This window comes from Spirillospora sp. NPDC047418 (assembly GCF_040643275.1).
Lineage (GTDB): Bacteria > Actinomycetota > Actinomycetes > Streptosporangiales > Streptosporangiaceae > Spirillospora.
Genome location: NZ_JBEYTW010000150.1, coordinates 1 through 14,700, shown reverse-complemented (window position 1 = coordinate 14,700; position 14,700 = coordinate 1). Strand labels below are relative to the sequence as shown.

15 protein-coding genes are annotated in these 14,700 nt (G+C 72.3%); 1 reads left to right on the top strand and 14 read right to left on the bottom strand.

Annotation, left to right across the window (positions count from 1 at the left end; genetic code table 11):
• The 7 genes from ureG to ABZ806_RS43270 form a co-directional block, all read right to left on the bottom strand.
• Window positions 1-635, bottom strand: a 635-nt coding sequence (gene ureG / locus ABZ806_RS43300) for an urease accessory protein UreG (RefSeq protein WP_500225466.1), incomplete at its 3' end; no start/stop codon positions are given.
• Between the two features lie 89 nt (window positions 636-724).
• A complete protein-coding gene (locus ABZ806_RS43295) occupies window positions 725-1,438 on the bottom strand; it encodes an urease accessory protein UreF (RefSeq protein WP_500225465.1) in 714 nt (237 codons plus the stop codon).
• 13 nt (window positions 1,439-1,451) lie between these two features.
• A complete protein-coding gene (gene ureC, locus ABZ806_RS43290) occupies window positions 1,452-3,179 on the bottom strand; it encodes an urease subunit alpha (protein WP_500225463.1) in 1,728 nt (575 codons plus the stop codon).
• Window positions 3,180-3,181: 2 nt separating this feature from the next.
• Window positions 3,182-3,637: an urease subunit beta gene (gene ureB, locus ABZ806_RS43285; RefSeq protein ID WP_500225461.1), complete on the bottom strand. Its 456-nt coding sequence runs from the start codon at window positions 3,635-3,637 to the stop codon at window positions 3,182-3,184.
• Entirely contained in the window at window positions 3,627-4,406 is a 780-nt protein-coding gene (locus ABZ806_RS43280; protein WP_500225460.1) for a hypothetical protein, read from the bottom strand. The genes ureB and ABZ806_RS43280 overlap by 11 nt, the downstream gene beginning before the upstream one ends.
• Window positions 4,403-4,708: an urease subunit gamma gene (locus ABZ806_RS43275; RefSeq protein WP_500225459.1), complete on the bottom strand. Its 306-nt coding sequence runs from the start codon at window positions 4,706-4,708 to the stop codon at window positions 4,403-4,405. The genes ABZ806_RS43280 and ABZ806_RS43275 overlap by 4 nt, the downstream gene beginning before the upstream one ends.
• A gap of 51 nt (window positions 4,709-4,759) precedes the next feature.
• Complete coding sequence (locus ABZ806_RS43270) at window positions 4,760-5,734, bottom strand: urea transporter (RefSeq protein ID WP_500225458.1); 975 nt, start codon at window positions 5,732-5,734, stop codon at window positions 4,760-4,762.
• Window positions 5,735-6,007: 273 nt separating this feature from the next.
• Between ABZ806_RS43270 and ABZ806_RS43265 the strand changes: the two genes are divergently transcribed.
• The gene (locus ABZ806_RS43265) at window positions 6,008-7,180 is read left to right on the top strand and encodes an ammonium transporter (protein WP_500225456.1); all 1,173 of its coding nucleotides are present in this window, start codon (window positions 6,008-6,010) and stop codon (window positions 7,178-7,180) included.
• On the opposite strand, the gene ABZ806_RS43260 is transcribed toward ABZ806_RS43265, so the two are convergent.
• Genes ABZ806_RS43260 through ABZ806_RS43230 form a run of 7 tightly spaced genes read right to left on the bottom strand, consistent with a single transcriptional unit; the run spans window position 7,101 to window position 14,517 of the window.
• Window positions 7,101-8,507 (bottom strand): FAD-dependent oxidoreductase, encoded by a 1,407-nt coding sequence (locus ABZ806_RS43260; protein WP_500225455.1) that lies wholly within the window; start codon window positions 8,505-8,507, stop codon window positions 7,101-7,103. The two genes, ABZ806_RS43265 and ABZ806_RS43260, sit on opposite strands and share 80 nt — an antisense overlap.
• Window positions 8,504-9,307 (bottom strand): aspartate/glutamate racemase family protein, encoded by an 804-nt coding sequence (locus ABZ806_RS43255; RefSeq protein WP_500225453.1) that lies wholly within the window; start codon window positions 9,305-9,307, stop codon window positions 8,504-8,506. Before ABZ806_RS43255 ends, ABZ806_RS43260 begins: the two co-directional genes overlap by 4 nt.
• Window positions 9,308-9,309: 2 nt before the next feature.
• Window positions 9,310-10,761, bottom strand: a complete 1,452-nt coding sequence (locus tag ABZ806_RS43250) for an FAD-dependent oxidoreductase (RefSeq protein WP_500225451.1) — start codon at window positions 10,759-10,761, stop codon at window positions 9,310-9,312.
• 13 nt (window positions 10,762-10,774) lie between these two features.
• On the bottom strand, window positions 10,775-11,362 hold the full coding sequence (locus ABZ806_RS43245) for a cysteine hydrolase family protein (protein WP_500225449.1): 588 nt from the start codon (window positions 11,360-11,362) through the stop codon (window positions 10,775-10,777).
• 25 nt (window positions 11,363-11,387) lie between these two features.
• Window positions 11,388-12,158, bottom strand: coding sequence for an SDR family oxidoreductase (locus tag ABZ806_RS43240; RefSeq protein WP_500225447.1), 771 nt, complete (start codon window positions 12,156-12,158; stop codon window positions 11,388-11,390).
• Window positions 12,152-13,558: an FAD-dependent oxidoreductase gene (locus ABZ806_RS43235; RefSeq protein WP_500225444.1), complete on the bottom strand. Its 1,407-nt coding sequence runs from the start codon at window positions 13,556-13,558 to the stop codon at window positions 12,152-12,154. Before ABZ806_RS43235 ends, ABZ806_RS43240 begins: the two co-directional genes overlap by 7 nt.
• Window positions 13,555-14,517 carry an isocitrate lyase/PEP mutase family protein gene (locus ABZ806_RS43230; protein WP_500225442.1) on the bottom strand — a complete coding sequence of 321 codons (963 nt, stop codon included), beginning with the start codon at window positions 14,515-14,517 and terminating at the stop codon, window positions 13,555-13,557. Before ABZ806_RS43230 ends, ABZ806_RS43235 begins: the two co-directional genes overlap by 4 nt.
• Between the last annotated feature and the right edge of the window lie 183 nt (window positions 14,518-14,700).

Below are 14,700 nucleotides of genomic sequence, written 5' to 3'. Positions count from 1 at the left end.
AGATCGACGAACAGGACGGCCACCTCGCGCGTCTCGCCGCCGAGCGTGATGTCGCCGCCGACCCCGGTCCCGGTGAGGCAGTCGGTCAGCACGACCGGGCGCGTCCCGCGCACCTTCCGCGCGTCGCCCTCCATCACCGACAGGTCGGTGCGCACGTACTGCGCGATGTCGATCTTGTTGATGACGAGCAGGTCGGAGTCGGTGGTGCCGGGGCCGCGCTTGCGCGGCATCTTCTCCCCCTCGGCGGTGTCCAGGACGAACACGTACACGTCGGCGAGGGCCGGGCTGAAGGTGAGCGTGAGGTTGTCGCCGCCGCTCTCGAACAGCAGCACGTCGATGTCGGAGAAGCGGTCGAGCATCTCCGACGCCGCCGCGAGGTTCATCGTCGGGTCGTCGCGGACAGCGGTGTGCGGGCACGCCCCGGTCTCGACGCCGACGACGCGCTCGGCGTCGAGCGTGCCGGCGAGGGTGCGGCGGACGTGCTCGGCGTCCTCCTGCGTGTAGATGTCGTTCGTGATCACGCCGGGCCGGTGGCCCCGCTCCACCAGCATGGGGACCAGCGCCTCGATGAGGGCGGTCTTCCCCGACCCCACCGGCCCGCCGATGCCGATCTTGTACACCTGCTCCAGGTCCATGCGTTTCCTCCAGGTCGATAGGTACGGGTCGGTAGGTCAGGCCGGTAGGTCGGGTCGGTAGGCCGGGCCGATGGGTCGGGATCGACAGGTCAGGTGATGAACAGGCGGGCCTCGGCGTGCTCGTGGACGGCCGCGACCGCGTCGGCTGCGGGCGTCGAGGCGTGCAGGTCCCGCGGGTCGCGGACGGCCAGCGCCGCACCGGCCGCCCGGACCAGGTCCGGCCGGATCCCGTGCAGCAGCGCCTGCGCCCGCCGGAAGTCGATCCGCCCGAGCCGGACGGCGGACGCGGCGCAGCTCGCTGCGAACGCGTACAGGTCGCTCGCCACCGCGTCCCGGACGGGCACCCCGAGGCCCGCGTGCACGGCGCCCACGACGACCGCGTGGGTGCCGGGCGTCGTGCCGTCCGCGACGAGGCCGGCGAGCCGGGCCGCCGGGGCCGAGCCGAACGCGGGCGCGGCGTTGTCCAGGACCTGCCGGCCGGTGCGCACCGATGCCGTCCGCTGCTCCCGGTTCAGCTTGAGCGCGTGCAGCCTGCGGTCGGTCTCCACCAGCAGGTCCCAGTCGCCGCCGGTGACGGCCCGGTGCGCGAGGGCCAGCGCCGCCGCGTCGGCGGTCCCGGCCGCCCGCACCAGGTCCGACACCAACGCGCGGAGGTCGTCCGGCGCGGCCAGGCCCAGCTGGACGTGGCCCTCCAGCCCGTGCGACAGGGTGTAGAGCCCGCTGGGGAAACCGGAGTCGGTGAGCTGGAGCTGCGCGAGCAGGACCTCCAGCCCACCGGCTTCCGAAGGTGGTGCGTCCCTCATGCGCCGAAGCCGCTCATGCGATGTAGTGCAGCCGGTTCAGCGGCAGCTCGCGCGCCGGCTCGATCGACACCGGGTCGCCGTCCACCGTGACCCGGTACGTCTCCGGGTCCACCCGGACCTCGGCGATCGTCGAGTTGTACATCATGTGCCGCTTGTCGACGGTGCGGCACTGCCGCACCGGCCGGATGATCCGCTGCAGCCCGAGCTTCTCCGGGACGTCCTCGGAGATCGCCGCGTCCGACATGAACGTCACGCACGTCGCGCCGAGCGCCGTGCCCATCGCCCCGTAGGTCGGCCGGTAGTAGACCGGCTGCGGGGTGGGCAGCGAGGCGTTCGGGTCGCCCATCTGCGCCCAGCTGATCAGGCCGCCCTTGATGACCATGGCGGGCTTGGCGCCGAACGAGCGGACCGGCCACAGCACGATGTCGGCGAGCTTGCCGTCCTCCAGCGAGCCGATCTCGTCGGCCATCCCGCAGGTGCGGGCGGGGTTGATGGTGACCTTGGCGAGGAACCGCAGCACCCGGGTGTTGTCGTTGCGCGAGGAGTCCTCGGCCAGCGGGCCGCGCTTGTCCTTGCAGTGGTGGGCGACCTGGAAGGCGCGGGTGACCGACTCGCCGACCCGGCCCATCGCCTGCGAGTCCGAGCCGATGATGCTGATGATGCCGAGGTCGTGCAGCACCGTCTCCGCCGAGATCGTCTCCGCGCGGACGCGGCTCTCGGCGAACGCCAGGTCCTCGGGGACGTCGTAGCTGAGGTGGTGGCAGACCATCGTCATGTCGAGCAGCTCGTCCGCCGAGTTCACCGTGTAGGGCAGCGTCGGGTTGGTCGAGGCCGGCAGGACGTTCGGCTCCGAGGTGATCTGCAGGATGTCGGGCGCGTGCCCGCCGCCGGCGCCCTCGGAGTGGTAGGTGTGGATCGCGCGGCCGTCGATCGCGCTGATCGTGTCCTCCACGAACCCGGCCTCGTTGAGGGTGTCGGTGTGGATGGAGACCTGCACGTCGTGGTCGTCGGCGACGCGCAGCGCGCAGTCGATGACCGCGGGCGTGGTGCCCCAGTCCTCGTGCACCTTCAGCCCGCACGCGCCGGCCCGCAGCTGCTCGTCGAGCGGGCCGGGCAGGCTGCCGTTGCCCTTGCCGTAGATGGCGATGTTGACCGGGATGCCCTCGTAGGCCTGCAGGATCCGCGAGATGTTCCACGGCCCCGGCGTGCAGGTCGTCCCGCGGCTGCCGTCGGCGGGGCCGGTGCCGCCGCCGAGCAGGGTGGTGATGCCGTTGCTCAGCGCGTGCTGCGCCTGCTGCGGTGCGAGGAAGTGGACGTGGCTGTCGATCGCGCCGGCCGTCGCGATGAGGTTCTCCCCGGAGATGACCTCGGTGCCGGGGCCGACGATCAGCCGCCGGTCCACCCCGTTCTGGGTGTGCGGGTTGCCGGACTTGCCGACGCCCGCGATCCGCCCGTTCTTGATCCCGATGTCGCCCTTGACGACGCCGAGCAGCGGATCGATGATCACCGCGTTGGTGATGACGGTGTCGAGGGTGGTCGTGGCGCTGAGCGAGGCCGGGTCGGCGGACATGCCGTCCCGGGCCGTCTTGCCGCCGCCGTACTGGGTCTCGTCCCCGTAGTGGCCCTCGTTGAAGTCCTTCTCCACCTCGACGACCAGGTTGGTGTCGGCCAGGCGGATCCGGTCCCCCACGGTGGGGCCGTACATGCTCGCGTATTTCTTCCGCGAGATCGTCGTCGCCATCGTCAGCCCCTCTTCGATCGGCCCGCGCCGGCCTTGGCGCGCCGGGCCGGTGCGCGGTGCCCGTTGCCGGATCCGTCGCCGCTCGGCATCTCGCTGTCCAGGTAGCCCCACTCGTGCATCCGGCTGACCGCCGCCTCCCGCGCGGAGTGCGACCGGACGCTCCCGTTGAGGAGGCCGCCGAACCCGACGATGCGCATCCCGCCGCCGTACTGGACGAGCTGGATCTTCTTGGTGTCGCCGGCCTCGAACCGGACGGCCGTGCCCGCCGGGATGTCGAGCCGCATCCCGAACGTCTTCTCCCGGTCGAAGCTCAGCGCCCGGTTCACTTCGAAGAAGTGGTAATGCGAGCCGACCTGCACGGCCCGGTCACCGGTGTTCTGCACGGTCAGCGTCTCCCTGCGCTGGCCTACGTTGAGCTCGATCTCCCCTTCGCCGAACATGTAGACGTCATCCGCCATGAGCGGCCGCCCCCTCCAGGGTCGTCTCGGCGATGCCGAGAAATTCGTGGTGGTGTGAATGTGAATGGCCGTGGTGCTCGGCCGCGCTGAGGCCGTCGTCGGCGTCGTGCTCCCAGCGCCGTTCCGCCGCCGCGGCCCGCTCCCGGACCAGTGCCGCGACGGCCGCCGGCTGGAGCAGCGGCCCGGCGGGCACCGTCCCCGGCACCGGCGGCGGCGGGACGAACGAGGCCGGCACCAGCGCGACCTCGCCGGCCCCGAGGCGGCGGCAGCGCTCCACGCCCTCGGCCGCGTCCGGCTCGCCGCCGGCGAAGGCGACCTCCACCAGGCGGACCGGCAGACCGTCCCAGACGAGCCGCGCGACCCTGCACAGCTCCGCGTCGGCGTCGGGCCCGGCTGCGGGCGCCACCAGCAGCGCCGCCCCCGCGAAGCCCGTGGTCCGCACGAGCCGCAGGACGGCCGCGCGGATCCACCCAACCAGGTGCGTCACGGTGCCGAGCGGCTCGGCGAGCAGCAGGTCGCCGGGCGCCCGGTCGCGCGCCGCCCAGGCCAGGGTCTGCGCGGCGGACGCGGCCAGGTCCGGGTCGCGGCCCAGCGTCACCGGCACGGCCACGGCGCGCGGCCGGTCCGCCAGCGCGGTCCGCAGCCCCCGGCCGGGGCCCAGCGGCCCCCCGCCGGGGCCCTGCCGCTCCCCGCCGGGGCCGAGGGCCTGCGCGGGGACGCTCTCGTGCCCGCCGACCGGCAGGACGGCGCGTCCGGGACGTCCCGTCACGCGCCGACGGGGTCGTGGCAGGAGACGAGCTTGGTGCCGTCGTCGAACGCCGCCTCGACCTGGATCAGGCCGAGCATGCCGCGCACGCCCGGCATCACGTCGTCCGCCCCGACGACCTGCTTGCCCAGCTCCATGCACTCGGAGACGGTCTTGCCGTCCCGCGCCGCCTCGACGATGGTGGAGCTGATCAGCGCCACCGCCTCGCCGTGGTTGAGTTTCAGGCCGCGCTGCCGGCGCTGCTCCGCCATCTGCGCGACGGTGAAGATGAGCACCTTGTCCATCTCTCGTGGTGACAGGTTCATCAATGCCCCTTTCTGCCCGGACGCCGCCGGACGCGGACGGCGGCGCGTTCCTCACGCGGTCCGCCGGATCCTGGAGAAGACCGGGACGGCGGCCAGGAACACCCAGGCGACCAGCACGAACGGCCAGGTCAGGGTGTGGCCGCCGACCACGGTGAACATGTTGGTGAGACCGGCGGTCAGGCCCGCCGCGGTCGCCGCCCCGACCGCCGCGTAGACGACGCCGGCCGGGCTGAGCGCGACGAACGTCCCGGTCAGCGCGATCCCGGTGAGCACCGCGTTGTAGCCGTACAGCCCGGCGCCGAGGTCGGCCGCCTGCGCCCCGAGCCACCAGCCCATCAGCAGCCCGATGAGGCTGGACCCGGCCGCCGCCGCCGCGACCAGCCGGCTGGACACCGCGAGCCCGATCAGGAAGATCAGCCCCACGTACCAGGCGTCCTGGAAGAACACCTGGCCGATCCCGTTGAAGAAGCCGTGCCAGAAGTCGTGCCACGTCATCGTCGTCCCGGGATCGGTCGCCGACGGCGGAGCGGACGGGGCGTGGTTGGCCCACACCCGCTGGTACGACGGCGCGCCCATCGCCATCACCAGCGCCACGACGCAGAACGGCGCGGTGAAGGTGGGCAGGTTGTACGGCGTGAGGACGGCGTTCAGCGCCGCCGTGAGCACGCTGCCCGCGACGGCCCCGCCGATGACCAGCGGGACCGTCGACCAGTCCGTGCCGAGGTAGAGCACCAGCGCGACGCCGATGAGCGTCCCGTTGAACCCTTCGAGGCCCATCAGGACGCGGTTCCGGTCGACCCCCATCAGGTACGCGGTCACCGTGACGGTCACGACGCCGAGCAGCGCGAAGGCGCCGAACTGCCAGCCGCCGACGAACAGCGCGATGATGAAGATCAGCCCGGTCCAGACGCTCGGCTGGAAGTCGACCTGGGCGACCCCGCGCGGGATCGTCAGGAGGGCGTCCTTCGCGCGCTCCGCGGGCCTGCGCTCTTCGCCCCGCGCGTCCGTGGACGGCTCTGACGCCATCAATGCTCCCCCACCGCCGGGAGTCCGCACGAGGACGCGTATGCCCGGCACTCAACGTCTGGATGACAACGAGCACACTTCCCGCGTTCCGCCGACGCGAAAAATCGGAATCAGCAAATCGTTGGCAAAGGGAAGGAATGTCGAGTTTGCCGCACCGCCGTCCTGCGAAACATAAAGGCGAAAGCGTTCCCGCCGCGATCATCGGGGGAAGACGTCACGACGATTGGTTGGCACATGCCGACGGGCCTCAATACGGGAGATTCCGCCTGGCTCATGGTCAGCACCGCGATGGTGCTGCTGATGACGCCCGGGTTGGCCTTCTTCTACGGCGGCATGGTCCGCTCGAAGAACATGCTGACGATGCTCTACATGAGTTTCATCTGCATCAGCCTCGTCACGATCCTGTGGTTCCTCTACGGATACGGGATGACGTTCGGGAAGGACGCGGGCGGTGCCGGGCTGATCGGCTGGGGCGACTGGCGGCTCGGCCACGTCGGCCCGACCGCGCTGCAGGGCCGGATCCCCGAGCAGATCTACGTGTGCTTCCAGCTGACGTTCGCGATCATCACGGTCGCGCTCATCAGCGGCTCGATCGCGGGGCGCGCACGGTTCGGGCCGTGGATCCTGTTCGTCATCGTGTGGGTGACGCTCGTCTACGTCCCTATCGCGCACTGGGTGTTCGCCGACTCCGGCTGGCTGAGCAAGTGGGGCGTGATGGACTTCGCCGGCGGCCTGGTCGTCGAACTGAACTCCGGCATCTCCGGCCTCGCCATGGCGCTGGTGCTCGGGCGCGGGGTCGCGTTCCGGCGCGGGGAGGGGCCCCGTCCGGGCAACATCCCGTTCGTGCTGCTCGGCCTGGGCCTGCTGTGGTTCGGCTGGTTCGGGTTCAACGCCGGCTCGGCGCTGGGCGACGGCGCCCTCGCGACCCGCGCGTTCATCAGCACGATGATCGCGGGCGCCGCCGGGATGCTGGCCTGGCGGACGCTGGAGTGGATCCGGTTCCGGCACCTCACCAAGCTCGGCTCGTCCAGCGGCGCGCTCGCCGGGCTCGTCGCCATCACCCCGTCCTGCGCCTTCGTGAGCGTCGAGGGCGCCTTCGCCGTCGGCGTCATCGCGGCCATCGTGTGCACGTACGCGGTGGAGCTGAAGCTCGTCGCCGGATACGACGACACCCTCGACGTCGTCGGGATCCACGGCGCCGGCGGGATCGTCGGGGTGGTGCTGCTCGGCTTCCTGTCGACCGGCTGGGAGCGGGGCGTGCCGGGGCTGTTCTACGGCGGCTCCGCCGCGGTGCTGGGCAAGCAGGTCGCGGCCGTCCTCGCCGTCGCCGCCTACGCGTTCATCGTCACGTACATCATCGGGAAGGTCATCGACCGCCTGTTCCGGATGCGCACGACCGAGGAGGAGCAGGCCAGGGGGATGGACGCCGCCTTCGTCGACGACTGAGCACCGGCCCGGCGGCCAGGCCGGTGCCGATGATCCAGCCCATGCCGAAGGCGGAGAGCAGCCCGTTGCCGGACATGTAGCCGTCCGAGTGGGGTCCGGCGAGGCCGCAGGCGGTGCCGCCACCCGCGTACAGCCCCGGGACCGGTTCGCCTTCGCCGTCGAGGACGCGGCCGGACGGGTCGATCACCAGCCCGCCCTGGGTGGCGAGCAGGCCGTGGGTGACCCAGGCGAAGTGGAACGGCGCGGTGAGGCGGCGGCGTCCGGGCAGCGGGGTCAGCGCGCGTCCGGTCTCCGCGACCGTGCGTCCGAGGGACGCGGCCAGATCCTCGATCGCGGGACGGTCGTGGACGGCCCCCGCCGCGAGGCATTCGCGCATCATCTCCGACTCGCGGGTGGCGGCCATCGCGGTGGCGTCCCAGATCATCGCGGCGCGCTCACGCGGCTGCTGCTGCAGGATGCCGGCCAGCGACGAGTAGCCCTTCGACTCCTCGTCCACGAAGCGTTCGCCGTCGAGGTTGACCAGGACCGCGCCGTTGAACTGCAGCGCCGGGGACACGCGGGTGCCGTGGTCGACCACGACGAGCCCGGAGCGCAGCCCGGCGCCCATGTTCCGCAGCCGTCCGCCGAACCGCGACGCCCAGGCGAGCGCGTCGCCGGTCGAGGTGGAGACGCCGCCGTAGAAGGGCGTCCCGAGGTGGGGCAGGTGCTGCTCGACCAGCGTCCGGTCGGCGGCGAACCCGTCGGCGGCGAGGACGACGGCACCGGCCCGGACGCGCTGCGACGTCCCGTTCTGGGAGACGACGACGCCGGCCACCTCGCCGTTGCCGGAGACGAGGTCGACCACGGGAGCCTCGTCCACGAAGGCGATGTTGTCGTGGCCTTCCAGGAGGCCGCGCAGGTGGCGCATGAGGCGGCCGCCGCCCAGCCGTCCCGTGTCGGTGTGCAGGCGCGGGGCCGACATGCCCGCGCGGGGCATGTCGGTGCCGATCTCGATCGGGTAGCCGGTGTCGGCGATCCACTCCACGAACTCGGGGGCCGCCGCGCAGAGCGCCTCCACCACCGGACGCCATTCCTCGTCGCCGCTCGCGCGCAGGATGTCGTCGGCGTGCCGCTCCGGCGAGTCGTCGATGCCGGCGGCGGCCTGGAAGCGGGTGCCCCCGGCGGCGAGCGAGCCGGAGGAGATGGCGGCGTTGCATCCCTCGCGGGCCGACTTCTCGAAGACGGCGACGACCAGGTTAGGGTCGCGCGCCGCCCGGAGCGCGGTCATGATGCCGCAGGCCCCGCCGCCGACAACGGCGACGTCGACCTCGGTGTCCCAGGCGGTCACGACAGTGCTCCGGGCGTGCCGTAGAAGGCGCGGGCGGCGTCGATCAGCGGGCGGGGCGGCCGTGCCCCGTAGAAGCCGGTCCGGGCAGGGGCGAGCCCGGTCGCGTGGAACTGGGCCGCGCGCAGTTCCGCGACGCGGACGCAGGTGCCGAGGGAGTCGAGCACCGGCACGTCGTCCACCCTGGACAGGCACTGGTCGGCGAGGAACACGTTGAGCGGCCCCTCGCCTGGGACGATGACGTTCGCGCCCGCCCCGATCGCCGTGCGGGCGGCGCGGGTGAACGCGTCCAGCAGCGGCTTCGGGTCGGCGTACGCGGCCATCACGTCGGTGAACTCGGCCTCGACCTGGACGATCGGGCCGACGAGCTCGTCCAGCCGGTAGTTGCGCATGTTGCGGCGGAGCTGCGGTTCCAGGGCGCCGATGAAGTTGACGATGCCGACGCGGTCGCCGAGCGCGGCGGCCATCAGCACCGACGTCTGTCCGAAAGCGATGACGGGGATGTCGACGACCGTCCTGACCTCCTCGTACGCGGTGTCGGGGATGGTCGCGATGAGGAAGGCGTCGTATCCCTCGTCCTGCGCGCGCAGTGCCGCGTGCACGAACTGCTCCCGGTGCAGACCGGCGAGGTAGGCGTAGCCGATGTGCGTCCCCGGATAGTCGGACGGGTACGTGCCCGGCTTCATCCCGTGGAAGTCGATCTCGGTACCGGGTGCCGCCTGCGATCGCAGGTGGCGGGCCAGCGCGTCCCGGTAGTGCGGGACGTCGTCGAGGACCGTGAAGGACTGGTGCCAGATCCGCATGATCACACCCCCCGGGCGGCCGCGTTGGCGCCGGCGATCCGGCCGAACGTCGCGCCGCGCAGCACCGAGGTGGAGCCGGTGTAGTTGGAGTAGTACAGCCCGGTCAGCTCTCCCGCCGCGTACAGGCCGGTCATCGGGCGGCCGTCGCGGTCGACGACCTCGGCGGCGGACGTGGTCTTCAGCCCGCCGAAGCTGAAGACGTTGGCCGCCATGATCGGGTAGGCGGCGAACGGCCCGTCCGCGATGGGCCTGCTCCAGTTCGACTTCGGCGGGACGAGCCCGGCGGTCGCGAGGCCGTCCGGCCTGGTGTGGTCGAAGCCGTCCGGGGCAGGGCAGGCCGCGTTGTAGGCGTGGACGGTCTCCTCCACACTCGCGGCGGGGAGCCCGAGCAGCCGCGCCAGCTCGCCGATGGTGCCGGCCGTGACCGGCGGGATGTCGGTGCGGACGCCCGCCATCAGGTTCGGCACCGCCAGCCCCCGCTGGTCGAGGATCACCCAGGCGATCCCGTCGGTCTGGGCCTGGATGGAGCGGGTGGTCCGCTCGTACCAGGCGTCCACGGTGCCGCGCGCCTCGTCCACGAACCGGCGGCCCTGCTTGTTGACCAGCACGCCGTAGGGGAAGCAGAAGATCGCGGCCTCGGGCTCGCCGCTGCGCGGGTCGACCGGCTCGGCGTGGAACAGCGCGAAGTTCCCGGCGGTGGCGGCGCCGAGCGCGAGCGCCATCTCCAGTCCCTCGCCCTTGTTGTAGTTGCCGCCCCTGGCGACCGGACGGCAGGTCAGCGCCCCGTCGCCGTGGTAGCGGGCCATCAGCTCGAAGTTGCCCTGGTAGCCGCCGCTGGCGAGGACGACCGTCCCCTCGAACACGGCGGCCCCGGCCGGGGTGTGCGCGATCACGCCGGTGACGCCCCGCCCGGAGATGGCGAGCCGGCGGGCCGTCGTCTCGAAGTGGAACTCGACGCCGAGCCCGCGCGCCGCCTTGCCCATCGTCTCGACGATGGCGAGGCCGCCGCCGACGGGCGCCATCCGGGTGGTCGACCGGGTGAGGAACGGCGTCGGCATGAAGTCGAACCGGACGCCGTGGCCGGACATCCAGCGCAGCGTCGGCGGCGCCGCCTCGGTGAGCGTGGCGACGTAGTCCGGGTCGACGGTGTGGGCGGCGCGGTAGAGCGCGCTCTGCCGCCGGGGCGGGAGCGCCGCGTCGTTGACGATGGACGGGTCGGGGTGCCCCATGAAGTCGTCCACGAGGGCGTCCGCGAAACCGTCGGCGACCTCGTCCAGCGACTTCATGCGCAGGAACGCCTCGGTGTAGCGGGTGTTGCCGCCGGTCTCGGCCTCCGGGGAGCGTTCCAGGACCGCGACGCGGGCGCCGTTCTCGGCCGCCGCGACGGCGGCCGACAGCCCGGCGACGCCGCCGCCGACCACGACGACGTCGTAGCGGTGGGTCTGCTCGGTCATGTCCGGCCTCCCCTCAGAACTCGAACTCGGCGGAGCCGGTCACGGAGCCGAACAGCGGCAGCATGTTCGCCACGGAGAACTCATGGAAGTCGGGACGGAACGAGGCGCACATGTCCTCGACGACGGTCACCTGGAGGCCGGAGTCGGACGCGTGCCGGGCCGCCGACTCCACGACCAGGTTCGTGGCGACGCCGCCGAGGACGACCTCGGTGACCCCCTCGGCCGCGAGGACGTCGCGCAGCGCCGTCCCCACGAACGGGTCGACGCAGCCCTTGTCGACGACCGGTTCGCCCGCGACCGGCGCCAGCGCCTCGACGATCTGCGCCTCGGGAGAGTCGGCGAGCATCGCGCGCTGCTCCTCGTAGGGGTCGAAGCGCGGTAGCCGGTTGGTGCGCAGCCTGTAGGACGGGTCGAACGCCAACCGCACGTGGACGACGAGCGTCCCGGCCGCGCGGGCGGCGGCCAGCACGCGCCCGGCGGTCGCGAGCACGCCGCGCTCGGCGATCTGCGCGGCGAGCGGCGGCATCCGCAGGTGCGGCCCCTCCTCGCAGAGCGCGACCTGGTAGTCGAGCATGAGCAGGGCCTTCGTGGCGGCGGTCATGAGTCTCCTTAAGGGACGGACGGGGTTACCAGGCGGACCAGCCGCCGTCGACGTACACGACCTGGCCGGTCATGTACGCGGCGGCGGGGCTCGCGAGCAGGAGCAGGGGTCCGGCGAAGTCGGTGGCGGGGTCGCCGAGACGGCCGAGCATGGTGCGCTCGCCGAACCACGCCAGCCGGTCGGGGTCGGCGCCGAGCGCGGCCGTCATCTGGGTGGGGTAGAAGACGCCGGGCGCCAGGCAGTTGACGTTGATGCCGTGCAAGCCGAGTTCGGCGGCCAGCGACCGGGTCACGTTGACGACCCCGGCCTTGGACGCGTAGTACGCCGACTCGGGGACGGGCCCGACGCGTTCGGCGTAGACGGTGGTGAGGTTGACGATGCGTCCGCCGCTCCCCTGCCGGGTGAGGGCCCGACCGGCGGCGCGTCCGACGAGCCAGGTCCCGGTGAGGTTGACCCGGACGACCCGCTCGAACTCCTCGACCGAAGTCTCGTCGTAGGGCTTGCGCAGCATGACACCCGCCGCGTTGACGACGACGTCGAGCCGTCCGTGCTCGGCCATGACGGCGTCGATCAGAGCAGTGACGGACGTTTCGTCGGTGACGTCGGCCTCGTAGGTGCTCGCCCCACAGGTCTGCGCGGTGTCGGCGAGGTCGGCGGCGCGCGATGCCAGGTCGGCGACGGCGACCTTCGCCCCGGCTTTCGCCAGCGCGTGCGCCGCGCGCTCGCCGAGGCCGCCGGCCGCGGCGCCGACCACGAGGGCGACCTGCCCCGTCAGATCGAAGGCTTCCGTCACCACTGGAGTTCACTCTCCTCATTGGCGGCGTTCTGGCCGGCGAGCCGCCCGAAGACGCCGGATTTCCCGATGGACGTGCCGGTCATGTAGCCGGCGCCGTGGAAGCCGCCGGTGATCTCGCCGGCCGCGTAGAGGCGTCCGATCGGTTCGCCCCACCAGTCGACGACCCGCATGCGGGTGTCGACGGTGAGTCCGCAGTACGTCGCCAGCACGACCGTCCCGGACGGGTGCGCGTAGAACGGCGGCCGGTCGATCGGCACCGGGGCGCCGACGCCTCCCGACAGGTGCTCGCGGCCGAACGGGTCGGGGCGGCGGTGCTCGATCGCGGCGTTGTACTCGGCGACCGTGCGCCGCAGGGACCCTTCGGGCAGGCCGATCTCGGCCTCCAGCCCGGCGATCGTGCCGGCCGTGAGCAGCATCCCGGCGCGCTCGCGTCCGGCGAACTCGTAGATCGGCAGCTCGTCGTTGGCCTGCGCCATCGTCCGGGCGTCGAAGACCTGCCAGGTGGTGACGCCGGGCTGGACGAGGGCGGCGTCGCCGATCTCCTTGTAGTTCGCCGACTCGTCCACGAACCGGCGGCCTTCGCGGTTGACCGCGATCGCGCCCTTGTAGACGGCGAGGATTCCGGTGCCGTCCTCGTCCGGGTGCTCGACGTGGAAGTGCCCGTAGGTGCCCTTGATGTAGGGGGTGTCGCGCAGCCCGGCGCCGAGCGCCATGGCCATCTTCAGGCCGTCGCCCTGGTTGCCGGCGCCGCCCTGCCGCAGCGCGTGCTCCATCTGCGGCGCGAACGCGGAGAGCAGGTCCGGGTTCATCGAGAACCCGCCGGTGGCGAGGACCACCGCGTCGGCCAGGACCTCCCGGCCGTCCGCGAGCCGGACGCCGGTCACCCGGGCGCCGTCGCGCAGCAGCCGCCCGGCGGGGGTGTTCGGCATGATCCGCGCCCCGCGCTCACCGGCCGCCTTGAGCAGGCGCTCCAGCATGTGCATGGTGTCGGACGGATGGCTGCGCGGCGCCGACTGGCCCGACGCGGCATGAATCTCCCCGTACCGGACGCCGTGCCCCTTCAGCCAGCGGTACGTCTCCAGCTGGTGCTCGCAGTAGAGATCGACGAGCGCGGGATCGTTGCGCCGCTTCCCGACTTCGAGCAGGTCCTTGCGGAGCAGGTCGACGGAGTCGGCGATGCCCTGCTCGGCCTGTTCGTCCGTCCCGGCGAAAGCGGAAAGCCCGGCCGACTTCACGGTGGAGCCGCCGATCTCGCCGGTCTTCTCCAGCAGGAGTGCGTACTGCCCCGCCTCGGCGGCGGCGAGCAGCGCGGCGCATCCGGCAAGGCCGGCGCCGAGGACGAGAACACCGACCCGCTCAGGCAGCCGCGTCTCGATCGGCAGTCCGGGGACGGAGCTCACTCGACGCTCCCGAACTCCTGGTCGAGCGCGGACTCGGCGGCGCTGAACTCCGGCAGGTTGAACAGGTTCTGCCGCTGCGACCAGGTCGCCATCCGGTCGGCCCGGGACGCGGTCTCGCCGTGCTCGCGCAGATGGGCGAGGGCCTCGCGCCCGGCGAGGTGCATCGAACGCATCAGGTAGTTGGCGAACAGCACGACGCCGAAGCCCAGCTCGGTGTACTCGGCGACGTCCAGCTGCGGGGTCTTGCCGCCTTCCACCACATTCACGATCAGTGGGATCCCGGCCAGTTCGCGTCCGACGAGAGCCAGCTCGTCGACCGTCCGGGGCGCCTCGATGAACAGCGCGTCGGCCCCGGCCTCGGCATAGGCGCGGCCGCGCGCGATCGCCTCGTCGATCCCGTAGGCCGACCGGGCGTCCGTCCGGGCGATGATCACGAGCTGGTCGTCCGTGCCTGCTTCCGCGCCCCGCGCTTCGCACGCCGCCGCGATCTTGGTCTGCATGTGCCCGGCCGGGATCAGCGTGTGGGAGTCGAAATGCCCGCACCGCTTCGGCATCTCCTGGTCTTCGAGCTGGAGCCCGGCGACCCCGGCGCGCTCCAGCAGCCGGACGGTGCGCATCGCCGACAGCGGGCCGCCGTAGCCGGTGTCGGCGTCGCAGATCAGCGGGACGCGGGTCGCCTCCGCGAGCCGTCCGGCATGGTCGGCGACCTCCGCCAGCGAGATCAGCCCGATGTCGGGGAGCCCGAAACCGGCGTTCGCCAGCCCCGCGCCGGTCGCGTAGACGGCACCGAACCCGGCCTCCTCGACGAGCCGGGCGCCGAGCGCGTCGGTCGCCCCCGGCAAAACCAGCGGCTCGATCGCCGCGCCTGGCCGGGACGCGGCGGCGGCCAGCGCGGCGCGCAGCACCCCGCGCTTGGCGCGGGCACCAGGCCCCGCCCCAACCCCGGTGAGCGAAGCCAACACCCCAGGCTCCAGGGGCGAAGTAGAAGGCAAGACAGACTCCTCCATGTAGTGATTACTACAGACCCCAACCGTGACACCAGTCACCCCGAAGCGCAACCCCACCACCCCCACCCCCCGGTGGGGGTTGGGGGGGGGGGGTTTTTTTGTGGGGGGGGGTAAAAAAAAAACCCCAAAAAAAAA

Coding starts and splice junctions, on each gene's coding strand:
- ureB (WP_500225461.1), bottom strand. CDS start 3,637: ATGGCGGATGACGTCTACATGTTCGGCGAAGGGGAGATCGAGCTCAAC.
- ABZ806_RS43295 (WP_500225465.1), bottom strand. CDS start 1,438: ATGAGGGACGCACCACCTTCGGAAGCCGGTGGGCTGGAGGTCCTGCTC.
- ABZ806_RS43275 (WP_500225459.1), bottom strand. CDS start 4,708: ATGAACCTGTCACCACGAGAGATGGACAAGGTGCTCATCTTCACCGTC.
- ABZ806_RS43270 (WP_500225458.1), bottom strand. CDS start 5,734: ATGGCGTCAGAGCCGTCCACGGACGCGCGGGGCGAAGAGCGCAGGCCC.
- ureC (WP_500225463.1), bottom strand. CDS start 3,179: ATGGCGACGACGATCTCGCGGAAGAAATACGCGAGCATGTACGGCCCC.
- ABZ806_RS43255 (WP_500225453.1), bottom strand. CDS start 9,307: ATGCGGATCTGGCACCAGTCCTTCACGGTCCTCGACGACGTCCCGCAC.
- ABZ806_RS43265 (WP_500225456.1), top strand. CDS start 6,008: ATGGTCAGCACCGCGATGGTGCTGCTGATGACGCCCGGGTTGGCCTTC.
- ABZ806_RS43250 (WP_500225451.1), bottom strand. CDS start 10,761: ATGACCGAGCAGACCCACCGCTACGACGTCGTCGTGGTCGGCGGCGGC.
- ABZ806_RS43245 (WP_500225449.1), bottom strand. CDS start 11,362: ATGACCGCCGCCACGAAGGCCCTGCTCATGCTCGACTACCAGGTCGCG.